This is a genomic window from Candidatus Zixiibacteriota bacterium, from assembly GCA_014728145.1.
GTDB lineage: Bacteria > Zixibacteria > MSB-5A5 > JAABVY01 > JAABVY01 > WJMC01.
On record WJMC01000159.1, the window covers coordinates 19,454 to 33,440 of the forward strand.

Consider the following 13,987-nt stretch of genomic DNA (forward strand, 5'->3'; position numbering starts at 1 on the left):
TCTATATCACATCCTTGCCCGAAAGCAGGGCATAGCCGAGTTTCATGCTGTCGTTGAGCAATTCACTTTCATACTCATCTTCTTCATGGGCGATTTTTTCCGACACCAGGTGGATGTACTGCCCCAGGATGGTCGTCTCCGGCAGATTCAACTTGAGCATATCCGAGGGCACTGTTTCAGTCCGGTTGACAACTTCGAGATAAAGGAAGCGGTCCGCCATATGCTCATGGAGCCGGTCAAAATCGATATAACCGTCAGAGGGAAATACCCCGTTTAAGAGCACTTTTAAAAGACGATTCTCGCTGATATGCTTGGAAATCTCCCGTTCCAGTTCGAGCGTGTACTTGAAACTGGTACAGGGCAGTTCAATCGTATTCCATTCCAGCTTGCCGAGCTTGACCTTTTCGATTTCAACCTTATCCGGCTCGAATTCCACCAATGATGCCCAGCCGGCATCCTGGTGTTTAAACGACATCGGCTCAGGTGTACCCGAATAGACCGCCGGCACTTTTAACGTGGGAAGGCGGAAGTATGAATGCCAGTGGCCCAAAGCAACATAATCAAATCCCGAGTTCTCGATCTCATCGAGTTTGATCGGCCAGTCTTTTGGCGATGATTTGCCCGGTATCTGCACCGAACCATGTGCTATGGCGATATGCGTCCCGGGGGTTTCGTCAGGTTTCAGATCAGCCAGTGGTGATTCACTCGAGGTACGGCTGGTGTTGACATTGCAGTAAAATGTCAATCCCCGTTCCGGAAACTCGAGTTTATTTTTATCGGGATGATCGAATATGAACAGGTTTTTGGGACACTCGGCTTCCTCCATGGTGACATAGACCGACTGCTCTTCGAGGCAATCATGAGTGCCGGGTATTAAAACCACCGGAACATCCTCCAGCCGGGAGATTTCACGCATGGCAAAATCAAAAAGCGGTTTGGAGATACGGTTGGAGTCGAACAAATCACCGGCAATCACCACGGCATCGACCTTCTGCTCCAGCGCAATTTCGACCAGTTTTGAGATTGAGTCCTTCAAGGCCGCCCGGACTTTATCGCCGGACTTTCCCAGTCCTGATAATTTTATCCCGAGATGAATATCTGCGGTATGAAGTATTTTTGCCATAATATACCAGTTCGCAACGGGTTCAGTACCTTTGTTGAGATTATCGGCCGATGATTTGAAGTTCTACACCGCCTGAGTACAAATTTTAAACATTTGACAGCCTGTTTCATAAGAAAACAATTCGAGTTCAAATCTGCTACAACAGGAGACCAAAAGATCAACAGATCATAAGCCACGATCGGTTTAACACGAAATATAATTGAACCAAAGCGGGATCGTTTTTTCATATTCAAGCTTGCCTGATAATTAAATAAAAGTAAATTAAGCGGATACGAAAATCATAAAAAGAGACTGAATATGGCTGAAGAAAAACTGTGGACAATTGAATCAGGCAATGTAGTAGAGCTGTTTGAGACAGACCTTCAAAACGGTCTCTCCGCAGGAGAAGCGGAAACCCGTTTGCGTAAATACGGACCCAATACGTTGCGCGAGGTGCGTAAAAAAGGCGCGCTGGAAATTTTCTTTGAGCAGTTCAAAAGCCTGATTGTCCTGCTTTTAGCCGCGGCGGCACTCTTATCATTCGGATTCGAAGAAATTGTCGAAGGCATCGCGATTTTGGCGGTGATCCTGATCAATGCCCTGATCGGATACTTCATTGAAATACGGGCGGTTCGTTCGATGGAAGCCTTGCGCCAGCTTTCAAGTGTCGACGCGGTAGTGCGTCGCGACGGCAAAGCGGAATTGATTTCCGCTGACAGGCTGGTGCCGGGCGATGTGGTTGTTCTCGAGGGGGGCGATGTCGTTACGGCAGATATGCGTCTGTGCGAGGCCTCCCGTCTGCAGGTCGATGAATCCGCGCTGACCGGTGAATCAGTGCCGGTCAATAAAATTACCGAAACGGTATCTGCGGACGCGCCCCTGGCGGAACGGATCAATATGCTCTATAAAGGCACAGCGATCACACGGGGATCGGCGGTGGCGATTGTAACTGCCAGCGGTATGGAAACCGAGCTGGGCAAGATATCATCTCTGGTGTCAGAAGCTGAAAAAGGCGAGACACCGCTAGAAAAACGTCTCGATGACCTCGGCAAAAAACTTGTCTATGTAACTATAGGTTTAACTGTAATCATCGCGATCCTGGGGATTTTACGGGGAAAGGAAGCTTTCCTGATGATCAAAACCGCTGTCGCTCTGGCGGTGGCGGGAATTCCGGAAGGGCTCCCGATTGTGGCCACGATTGCGCTGGCACGCGGGATGTTGCGAATGGCCAGACGCAATGCCTTGATCAATCGCCTGGCCTCGGTCGAAACCCTGGGAGCGACCAATATCATCTGCACCGACAAAACCGGCACCCTGACCGAAAACCGCATGACGGTAACCGAGTTGTGGCTCCCCGAAGGCGAGGTCAAGCTCGAATCTGGCCGATTCAATCTGGATGGCAGTCCACTCGATCCCAAAAAAGATGAACAGCTCTTTGAAGCAATCAAGATCTCTGTCCTGTGTAACAACGCGGCCCTCGACAGGGACGATCCAGATAAATCAGTTGGCGATCCACTCGAGGTTGCGCTTCTGGCCGCAGGCGCGAAAGCGGGACTTATTCGTGATGAACTGCGCGATAAATTTCCCGAAAAACGCGAGGAAGCATTCGACTCAGTAGAAAAACGAATGGCCACCTTTCATGAGGATGGAGATGGCTTCTACGTGGCTGTCAAAGGTGCGCCGGAGGCGATCCTGGATATTTCGGACAAGATCATAAAAGATGGCAGCATTGCGGATTTCGACTCAGAAGAAAAAGATCGCTGGATAAAATTCAACAATGATATGGCACTCCAGGGACTGCGTGTTCTGGCGCTGGCCAATAAGACAACCGCTGATGTCGCCGAGGACCCTTATGATAATTTGATATTTACGGGAATGATCGCCCTGATGGATCCCCCGCGCGAGGATGTGCGCGAGTCGATCGAGCTTTGCCAGGAGGCTGGCATCAGAGTTATTATGGTAACCGGCGACCAGGCACCCACTGCCCAGACGATCGCCTACCAGGTCGGCCTGACAGATCAGCAGGATGCCAGGGTGATGCCGACCCGGGAGCTTGTCAGTTATGACACAATGACTGCTGAGCAGAAGCAGGATGTTTCCACAGTACCGATCTTTGCCCGTGTCAGCCCGGCGCAGAAACTCGATATAATCGCCCTGCACCAGGAGCAGGGCCAGATCGTGGCGATGACAGGTGATGGCGTCAATGACGCTCCGGCATTAAAAAAGGCGGATATCGGGATTGCCATGGGGCAACGTGGTACACAGGTGGCGCGCGAGGCGGCCGATATGGTGCTCAAAGACGACGCTTTCGCTACAATTGTTACCGCGATCGAGCAGGGACGGGTAATCTTCAACAACATCCGGCGCTTTGTGGTTTACCTGATGTCATGCAATGTCTCTGAGATTCTGGCAGTCGCGGTGGCATCGCTGGCCAACACCCCGCTTCCGCTTTTGCCCCTGCAGATATTGTTTCTGAATCTGGTCACCGATGTCTTCCCCGCTTTAGCGCTGGGAGTGGGAGAGGGCGATCCTGAAATCATGAAACGGCCTTCCCGCAAATCATCGGAATCGATAGTGGAAAAAGCCCACTGGGCGTTTATCGGCGGATTTGGAGTGCTGATCGCGTTGACTGTGCTGGTCGCGTTCGGAATCGCAATGTGGACACTCGAAAAAGAATATCCACAAGCTGTGACGATATCGTTTCTATCACTGGCTTTCGCGCAACTCTTTCATGTCTTTAACATGCGCGATTCGGGAACTCATCCATTTTACAACTCGATCACCCGCAACCGCTGGGTCTGGGGCGCACTCGTGCTGTGTACCGGATTACTGTTTATGGCTGTTTATCTTCCCGGACTGTCATCCGTGCTTAAGTTGACCGACCCGGGTATGGACGGTTGGCTGGTTGTAGCAGTCGCCAGCATCTTCCCATATATCGCGGGACAGGTTTTCCGTTCTGTAACCAAGCCTGTCGATCGCGCCGGTCAAAAATAGAGTCACCTTGCCAGCTTAAAATATCTATCGATTTTGTAACGACAAAAAACGGGATCGCTATTGACAGCGATCCCGCTCTGACTTTTATCTTTTGAGTCCGGTCATTACTTCATGAGAATCATCTTGCGGCTCTCGATACCGTATTCGGTTTCAAGGCGGTAGAAGTAAATACCGGATGAGTAGGCACTGCCGTCCCATGTAACAGAGTGCAGACCCGCATCCATGATGCCGTTAATCAGGGAGGCTACCCTCTGCCCGGTGATATTGTAGATTGCGAGCCGGACGCTGGTCGGGCTTTCGAGCCGGAAGGATATTTCGGTTACCGGGTTGAACGGATTAGGTCTGTTCTGGTGCAGACCGAAATCATCCGGTCGAGTCGAGGAAAGACCGTTGATACCGAATACCCAACCGCTTTCACAGGCTTCTGTGACCTGGTTAGCACCGGAATCATAGACAGCCCCTGAATAAACAACGTCAGTTACTGTGAAACACCAGTCTAAAGGCGGGTTGCGCATTTTACTCGAAGTCAGGGTGGCAACCCCGTTGGAGCCGGTCGTAGCTGACTCAGTTGAGCCGTCAGGCGCACTAAAATAACCATATACGGTTGCGCCAGAAACAGCGCTGTTATTCTGATCCACTATGGTGACATCAGCAACACCGACACGATTGGGTCCGCCGGCAACTTCGCGGGTGACGGTTATATTCTGGACATGCACGGCCGCACCTGTCTGCTCGGTGACCGTAATATAGTCGACCTTGGTTTCGGTGTCTGAACCATAGGCATTGGTTGCCGTCAGCGAAACTGTGTAAGTGCCCGCTGAATTGTAGGTGTAGGAAGGATTCTGCGCGGTTGACGTTCCTGAACCATCACCAAAATCCCATGACCATGATGTCGGACTTCCGCTGGAAAGATCCGTAAAGTTAACCGCCAACGGGTAGTCACCTGTCGTCGGAGAACCGCTGAAATCAGCCACTGGCGGTGACGCTGAAGCTGCGACCTGGAAGTACATCTCATCGATGTAAACGGCGTCGTTTACTGTGTTCCCCCAGTTCCTGTTGGCATCAGTCACGCGCACGTATACTGTGCCAGACAGCGTCGATGGTAAGGAAACTGAATAGATTTGCTCGGTCGCGCTCGCCACGGTTACCAGTGAATAATATGTCGCATCATCTGTCGAGTACTCGAAAACGAAGTTATCTCCCTCGCTGTTAGCTGTGCGATACGCTTCGAGATAGAAGGTTACCGATGTGCCCGAGGAGATATCGAAGCTCCACTTATGCTCGAGATAACTGTAACGCTTGCGGGGATGACCGGTATAGGTCTCCTCCGTAATTGTCTCATAGACATTGTCGCTGGCATAGGTATCCATGTAGTCACCAGATACCGTACCGATCAGGGCGATATCCCCGGTCGCGTAATCCTTAACATCCTGACCGGCTTCAGTGACAGTAATGTAATCGAGCTTGGTTTCGGTATCGGAACCGTCGGCATTTGTGGCTGTCAGTGAGACTGTGTAAGTGCCGACGTTATCATAAGTATAACTCGGATTCTGGGCGGTCGAAGTCCCCGAACCGTCACCGAAATCCCATGACCACGAGGTCGGGTTGTTTGACGATAAATCGGTGAAATTTACAGTTAAAGGAGCCTCGCCCGAAGTCGGTGAAGCGCTGAAGTCTGCGACCGGAGGCTGTGGCTGAGGTTCGGTGACAGTAATATAGTCAACCTTGGTTTCGGTATCCGATCCATCAGCATTAGTGGCGGTCAAAGAGACCGTATAGGTTCCGGCGCTGTTGTATGTATAGCTCGGATTCTGGGCGGTCGAAGTCCCTGAACCGTCACCGAAATCCCATGACCACGAGGTTGGGCTGTTAGTCGACAGGTCGGTAAAGTCGACCGTAAGAGGTGTCTCACCAGAAGTCGGTGAAGCGCTGAAATCAGCCACCGGAGGCTGTGGTTGCGGTTCGGTGACTGAGATATAATCGACCTTGGTTTCGATATCGGAACCGTAGGCGTTTGTGGCGGTCAAAGTGACCGTGTAGGTTCCCGCGCTGTTATATGTGTAGCTTGGATTTTGAGCAGTCGATGTACCGGAACCATCGCCGAAATCCCACGACCACGAGGTCGGATTGTTGGTCGACAGATCGGTGAAATTGACAGTCAAAGACGTCTCACCCGAAGTCGGTGATCCGGAGAAATCTGCAACCGGTGGATTTTGCGATGCTCCAGCCGCGTCGAGCGCTTTTTTAGCGCTGACAATTCCGACTCCGACATCCTTGGTTTGATTGTAGGGGTTGGTGTTGTTTACGATATAATCCCACTTATCCTGCGCGGTCAGCGACGGATTATGGGCTTCCAGCAGAGCGGCCACGCCCACCACGTGCGGGCAGGACATTGAGGTGCCATCGAGAACAGTGACATAGTCGCCAGATGGATCGGCCGGATCGGTTGAAGTTGACAGGATCGTTACACCCGGCGCGGCGACATCGACCCAGCTTCCATAATTGGAGAAACTGGCAGGATTCCCGCTCTGGTCGGTAGCACCGACATCGAGACAGTCACTTCTGCTTCCGAGGTAACTGGGATCATTGGCATCGCCGTTGCCGGCGGCCGAAATGATCATGACATCCTGGGCCAGAAGATAATCGACAGCCGAACTCAATCCGCCGTCATTGGTGTTGCCAAAAGAACAATTGATCGCGGCGACATTATTGCCGTTCTGTTTGAGGTCCGCCATGTAGTACATAGCTTCGGCGACATAATCCATAACAACTACACCGGTGGCACCATAAATCCAGTAATCCAGTACATAACCCACACGGCAGGGTACGATTTTAACACCATTACCCCCGCCCGAGAAGGTGCCATCTCCCCAGCCACCGGCCACACCGGCAACCGAGTAACCATTGTTGGTTATAGCACCGATCGTGCCGGCCACATGGGTACCGTGCCCGTCGCCGTCCCATGGATCGTTGTCTGCACCACCGCAGTCCAGATCGATACAGTTGTATGAATACCAGTCGGTTCGTTCGACGAAATCCCAGCCGATGATATCATCGACATAACCGTTGCCGTCATCATCGACACCATTGCCGGGGGTTTCGCCGGGGTTGGTCCAGATATTGCCATTGGTTGAATTGTCGTTTGGTCCCGGCGGATTGGAGCCCCCCAGGTCGCCGTGGTCGTATTTAACACCGAGGTCCAGCACACCTACGATTACATTATTATTGCCGGCTTCGGAATCCCAGGCCAGGTCGGCCTCGACTCCGTAGGTATCCCAGTAATGCCACTGATCATAGGCATAACCACCGGGAGGATCGCTGTAATATGGATCATTCGGTGTGGCAGTTACCGCATGCACCCCGATAGGTTCGACGTGATCGACTTCCTCAAGTTCAGCATAAGCGGCCATTGCCTCTTCGAGTTCACCTGAGCTTATGGTGACTTTGTAATGACGTGCCAGCCTCTGTGCTTCGGTGGAAAGCGATACTTTGCCACGATCAGACCCCGGAAACTGGGGGCGCAGATTGGTAACATCAAACCTGTCCGCCAGTTGTGCGAAACCGTTGAGATGGGCAAGTGACACGGATGTTTTCAAGTCCTGGGAGTGATCGACTGCTACATCGTCTTTGAGTACGACGATAAATCGATCAGGCACATAACCCAGAAATCCCGGAGAATCGATATATTTCTGCTTATCGAGTTCCAGGAACTTTTCGGCTGAGGCCACGCAGGTCAAAAGCAAAACCGCGAGGCACAGGATGGTAAAGATTCTTCCCATTTCTCCTCCAAAAAAAGGTTGGACATAAGTGGATATTGTATTTCCTTAAAAGGGCACTACTCCCCCCGACCGACAGCAATCGCCGGCTCAATGATAGAAACAGCGCTCAGAACTTTTTAAGGATTAACACAATACTTCAAATATAAACCATCTCCTGCGACCGGGCAAGTATTAAACTCACTAGAAAACGCCGTTTGCCCCCCTAATTCCGCTTATTCATTGACTATTGTCGAACCGGTTGTAATTCCCGGTTTAGCTTGACTGCAACACGAAAATTTCGTATACTAAATATAAGGGTTAGTGGTATCAGGATGATGCCATTTAAATTCTGAGGTTTCCGTCAATCCGCAGGAAATCTCTCGAACATGTCGCTCAAACCACTTCGAGTTTAAACTTCATTAACAGAGTTTGAGCAGATTGAAAGGAGGCTTTATGGCACACTTCGAGCGTCATAATTCCACCGGAAAAACCAGGCCAAGAATCTTCACCAGGCTCGATCATGTCGACCAGCTTTCTGATATAGAAAAAGCCCGCCTGTCAGAAGTCACAAAATGGTTTGCCTTCCGTGTCAATGATTATTACCTGAAACTGATAAACTGGAACGATCCGCAGGACCCGATCCGTCGTCTGATCATCCCTCATCTGAGCGAACTCAATGAATGGGGTGAGATGGATGCCTGCAACGAAAACTCGATTACGGTCAAGCAGGGTGTTCAGCACAAATACGGATCGACTGTTTTATTGCTGGTAACCGAGATGTGCGCGTCGTTTTGCCGCTACTGTTTCCGCAAGCGGATCTTTATTGAGGGCGAAAGAACTGCCTGCCACGACCTGACTGAAGGTATGAGGTATATTCGTGAGCATCCCGAAGTCGACAATGTGCTTCTGACCGGCGGTGATCCGCTGATACTGTCGACTAAAAAAATCGACAGCATTTTGAGTGAATTGAGGCAGATCGAGCATGTGCGCGTCATCAGGATCGGTTCGAAACTTCCCGCTTTTAATCCGTACAGATTCCTAAACGATCCGGAGCTTTTGGAAGTCTTCGAAAAGCACTCCCTGCCTGACAGCAGAGTCTACCTGGTTTGTCACTTCGATCATCCGCGTGAATTGACACCCGAGAGCCGCGAGGTGCTTCGCCAGGTGCAGAAAACCGGCGTGATCTGTGTCAACCAGAGCCCGATCATAAAGGGTGTCTCCGATGATGTCGATGTTTTACGAGAGCTTTTTAACGAGTTGTCGTATATCGGCGTGCCCCAGTACTACGTTTTCCAGAATCGTCCCACTTCCGGCAATGAACCCTATGCTGTACCGATTGTCGAGGCCTACTACAAAATTGAGGAAGCCAAGCGGGCCTGTTCCGGCCTGGCAAAACGGCTGAAGTATGTGATGTCCCATGAGTCCGGGAAGGTCGAGATCGTGGGAGTAGATCACCAGCATATTTACCTGCGCTATCATCGCGCCAAATTCGATGAAGATGAGCAGAGATTTCTGGTATGTTATCGCAACGACGATGCCTACTGGCTGGACCAGCTCGAACCCCTGCCCGGTTACAGAAACGATTTCTACGAGGGCGACGTAGTCCACTTCGCAAGTTAGGCAACCCTGCCACGCAAAAATTTACCGGCATGATGTAGTTATCATGCCGGTTTTGCTATACAGCAGGAGGATCAGCTAATGATGATAGATCATCAGAGACTGCCGAAATTAACCTCAAATCCGCCATAGATCAGCCGACCGTAGACAGGGGCATACATAAAGGCGGCATCATCGACATGCTTTTCTTTTTGGATATAGTCACCCAGATTCTTGACACCGAGATAGGCTTTGTACCGATCGAAGAGCATCTTGCTGACTTTGGCATTTAGTAACACAAATGATTCGGTTTGCTTAATCTTGATATCATTCTCATCAGCAGGTTCCAGCAGATCGATATACATCCTGCCCTTGTAAGAGGCATCCATTGCCAGGTTCCATCCCAGCCTGTTGTATTCAATCTTGAAGGTTCCTGAAGTAGCCGGGTAGCGTGAGAACCTCTTGCTGTCAGATTCCCATTTTGTTCCAATCCAGTCTTCTCTCGGATTGTCGTATTCGCTTTTGTTGAATTCAAATCCGGCGCTCAGCACCAGATGTTCGACAGGTGCGACGTTCGCCCCGATTTCAATCCCCATTGTAAAACCATCATCAATATTCTTCCACTGATAGGTATATCCAAGCGCTTCAATATCCTCATCTGCTTCAGAAAAATCGATGCGGTCCATCAGATCAGTACGGTAGAGATTCAGGTTCACCCCGAGTTTTGGGGACTGATAATCCAGGCTCAAGCCGAAACTTCGCGATTTTTCAGGTTCAAGCGAAAGGTCTTTATAAACCCGCGGCGAACCACTGCAGAGATGCAGGTCCTCGGAGAATCCGTAGGGCACCCTGAAACCGGTTCCGAAGCTGGCACGCACAGTGATTTCATCGGAGGCCGAATAACGTACAGAAATCCGGGGATTGACCGCTGTTTCTTCGTACTCGATCGGATCAAAATCGGTGACACTGAGATCACCCGAGCCCCTGAAGCCATCCTCAGAAGAATGGTAATCGAGTCGTGCCCCCGCAACAGCCTCAAGATCAGGTGTGAGGGTATATTCATCCTGAAAATAGATTCCGATCTCGTGAGCGGATTTTGAACTGGTAGATGTGTATGAAGTCCCGTAGTCGGGGTTCTCATCGTCAACCACGATATACTTCCCGGACTCATCCAGCTCGTTGTATGAATATTGCATTCCAAACAGCAGTCGATGATCGGAATGAATCGGTAACATCAGGTTCATGTTGCTTGTAAACAGGTTCTCATAGGCGAGATACGGTCGCAGTTCATCAGCCGGAGGAGCACTGCCATGGATGGATTCATAATCCCCCCAGTATGTGTCGTTAGTAGCGTTCCTGTCATGTTTGACGTAATTGGCGGAAATGTCGATCTCCGGACCGTTGCTGAAAGCCTTAAAGTAATCGAATTGCAGGCTGTAACGGTCCGTGATAATGCGTTCTGTGCCGGGTGCAAAAATATTCTCAAATTGGCCGTTGATGATCTCTCCACCCAGACGGTAATCGTTCATTATCCTGCCACGCACTGTGAGACGGTCGAGAGAACTGATCTCTTCGACTGTGAAGTTAAAACCCGCGCTTTTGGAATTAGTGCGTACCCTGTCTGTGATTCCATCGGAGTTATAAACCTCAGCGCGCGAGTAACCATCCGAAGTCTCGTCGATCTCATCACCCCGGCTCTGCTGGGCGTACAGAAACAGCGCAATATTGTCCTGACGGGTTCCTGCTGTCAATTCATATTTATTGGTTCCATGTTCACCGAATTCGACTCCGACATGGCCCTCGGTTTTTGAAGGGACGTGTGAGATTATGTTAACTGCTCCGGCAATTGCATTCGAACCGAACAGCGCCGATCCGGCACCTTTGACTATTTCGATCCGATCGACATCGGCCACACTCAGTTGCTGCAAACCATAGACCGATGCGAGCCCGGAATAGACCGGCTGACCGTCAAGCAGAATCTGGGTATGATTAGCTCCTAATCCCTGCATCCTGAGTACAGAAAAATTACAGGCCTGGCACTGCTGTTCCACCCTGAGACCGGAAATCCCTTCCAACGCATCATATATGTTGTGAGCGGATTTGGCCTTGATTTCACTGTTGGTGATGACCTCAGTATGAACCGGAACATCCTTCATATAGCGCGGTGTTCGAGTTCCGGTCACTACCACACCCTTGCCGGGAATAGTCGACTCGGTCATGAATATGTCAACTTGTTGTTTCTCGTCCGGAGAGACTTCGACCTTAAGTGAGACAGGATTAAAACCGATGCGAGTGATAATCAGATTATGTTTTCCCGGACGAACCTGAAGACCAAAGCTTCCCGTGCTGTCTGAAACAGCTCCCAGCTTGGTGCCCTCGACTTTAATAGTAGCGTAGGGCACAGGCTCAGCAGTGGATGAATCTACCAAGCTTCCGGTGATAATCGCATCCGCCGCCTGGATTGAAAATGGGTACAATAATCCTATTACAAGGCAAATCAATATCGCTTTGTTCATTGAAACGACTCCTGAAAAAAATGTTAACTTAAATTAGATTAATATCTTAAGCGAAAAGTGGAGAGGGAGGAGGTCGTTCAAAGAGATCGTAGTTTCGGTATTCTGAATATATAGCGGTTTGGTAATTATCTCGCCTGTAAATGAAGACCAGGTAGAACAAAAGAATAAAAAAGGCTGATACAATCAGTTTTTCAAGAATGTGCTTGAAAACCGACCAGAAAACAAATTCCGCCTGCGAATGAGAATGTCCTCCCTTCGAGGAGCTTGAATCACCTGCGGGTAGTGGATGGCTGTGAACCTGTATCGAGCCACCCGGGGCTATGTGAAAATGAAGCGATGCAATACCGGCAATTAAAAAGCCAAGCAGAGAGCTAAGGAGAATGACAGAAATAAGCCGGTGCACACTGTTTCTACACGATCCGGATGCTGATTTCGAATAGGTACCAATTAGTAAATTCACCGTTCACGCCTTTGCGAATGTTAGAGCCTTCTTACTCTTTGTGAAATTTCTAACAAGTATACGTCTAAAAAGAACCGCTTTCAAGCATTTTTTAATATTTTATTAGATTAATATAATTTGCTTTTTTTTGAGTTGTGCGGTATTTGCTTTTTGGCAGAAGAAAGACAGGCGTACATCTTGATTCTATCAATTCAGAATCAAATCTGCCGAAACTATCTAAGAGAAAAGCGGTTTTATAATCAACCGGGAAAATTGAAGAATGTGCTTGCTCGAATGATAATCAGACCTAAATTCTGCCTGGCACTGATAAATCGGCAGGTCGACAGTTGAACAAGGAGGTTGGACTGTGGTTAACGTGAACGTAAAAAAAGGTGTAATCGGAATACTGACCGGCGGCGGCGATGTGCCCGGTCTCAATCCGGCAATCAGGGCGGTCACGATCCGCGCCATAAGGGAAGGCTATAAAGTGATCGGTCTCCGCCGGGGCTGGGCCGGAACGATCGACCTGATCCGCGACAAAGATGTCGACAACAGCCATTGTTATCTCGAGCTGACCGAAGAAATCGTCAACAAGGCCGGCCGAACAGGCGGAACGTTCCTGCATAGTTCACGGACCCATCCCGGTCATGTCCGCAAGGAAAATGTGCCCGAACACCTGCGCGACAAATACAATGCCGAGGTCAATGACCTGACCGAGGAAGTCAAAAAGAATCTCGATTTTCTGGGGATCGACTGCTTGATTCCGATCGGCGGCGATGACACCTTAAGCTATGGTGTCCGTATGTACCAGGAAGGCATCAAAGTCGTGGCGATTCCGAAAACTATGGACAACGATGTGCCCGGAACTGATTATTGTATCGGATTTTCAACCTGCGTGACCCGTACGATCCAGATGACCAACAGCCTGCGCACCTCGGCTGGCTCTCATGAACGTTTCCTGGTTCTGGAGGTATTCGGTCGCTATGCCGGCTTTACCGCCATGTTGCCGACTATGGCCGGTGCCGCCAACCGTTGTGTCATCCCCGAATATAAATTCCACATGGAGCACCTGACCGAGCTGTTAGCATATGACCGTCGCAACAACCCCAGCCGTTACTCGATCGTTTTGGTCTCCGAGGGGGCGATGTTCGAGGGTGGCGAGATGGTCTTTCAGGATCAGACCACGGATGCTTACGGTCACAAAAAGCTGGGAGGAATCGGTGACCTGGTTTCAGCCGAGCTCAAGGCCAACTCAACGAAATTCAATAACGGTAAACCGATCAATACCATCAACCAGCGTCTCGGTTACCTTGTACGCGGGGGCGATCCGGACGCGATCGATTCGGTTGTCCCGATGGCCTACGGTAATTTGGCACTGGATTTGATCTTAAACGGAATCCACGGTCGCCTGGTGGTTCTCAAAAACGGCCGTTATGACAATGTCCCGATCGATGTGGTCACCAGTACCAAGAAATTTGTCAATATCGACAAGCATTATAATATCAGCCGTCTGCGCCCGGAATACAAGAGCTTCGAAATGCAACCGCTGTTTATCATGACCAGCGAACGCTAAAACGAAAAC

General features: G+C 50.1%; 6 protein-coding genes and 2 pseudogenes. 3 read left to right on the forward strand and 5 right to left on the reverse strand.

What is annotated here, in order from left to right:
• Window position 1: 1 nt before the first annotated feature.
• Window positions 2-1,123, reverse strand: a complete 1,122-nt coding sequence (locus GF404_09495; GenBank protein MBD3382418.1) for a hypothetical protein — start codon at window positions 1,121-1,123, stop codon at window positions 2-4.
• A 297-nt stretch (window positions 1,124-1,420) separates the two neighbouring features.
• Here GF404_09495 and GF404_09500 point away from each other — a divergent pair, with 297 nt between their 5' ends.
• Entirely contained in the window at window positions 1,421-4,096 is a 2,676-nt protein-coding gene (locus GF404_09500; protein ID MBD3382419.1) for an HAD-IC family P-type ATPase, read from the forward strand.
• Between the two features lie 104 nt (window positions 4,097-4,200).
• On the opposite strand, the gene GF404_09505 is transcribed toward GF404_09500, so the two are convergent.
• The 3 genes and pseudogenes from GF404_09505 to GF404_09515 form a co-directional block, all read right to left on the reverse strand.
• Complete coding sequence (locus GF404_09505) at window positions 4,201-4,611, reverse strand: T9SS type A sorting domain-containing protein (GenBank protein ID MBD3382420.1); 411 nt, start codon at window positions 4,609-4,611, stop codon at window positions 4,201-4,203.
• 222 nt (window positions 4,612-4,833) lie between these two features.
• Window positions 4,834-5,466: pseudogene (locus tag GF404_09510) on the reverse strand (PKD domain-containing protein).
• A gap of 72 nt (window positions 5,467-5,538) precedes the next feature.
• Window positions 5,539-6,489 (reverse strand): annotated as a pseudogene (locus GF404_09515) (PKD domain-containing protein).
• 1,818 nt (window positions 6,490-8,307) lie between these two features.
• Between GF404_09515 and GF404_09520 the strand changes: the two are divergent.
• Entirely contained in the window at window positions 8,308-9,474 is a 1,167-nt protein-coding gene (locus GF404_09520) for a KamA family radical SAM protein (GenBank protein MBD3382421.1), read from the forward strand.
• Between the two features lie 92 nt (window positions 9,475-9,566).
• Here the strand turns inward: GF404_09520 and GF404_09525 are convergent, their stop codons facing one another.
• Window positions 9,567-11,966: a TonB-dependent receptor gene (locus GF404_09525; GenBank protein MBD3382422.1), complete on the reverse strand. Its 2,400-nt coding sequence runs from the start codon at window positions 11,964-11,966 to the stop codon at window positions 9,567-9,569.
• 806 nt (window positions 11,967-12,772) lie between these two features.
• On the opposite strand from GF404_09525, the gene GF404_09530 reads away from it, so the two are divergent.
• A complete protein-coding gene (locus tag GF404_09530) occupies window positions 12,773-13,978 on the forward strand; it encodes a phosphofructokinase (protein MBD3382423.1) in 1,206 nt (401 codons plus the stop codon).
• The last annotated feature ends 9 nt before the right edge of the window (window positions 13,979-13,987 follow it).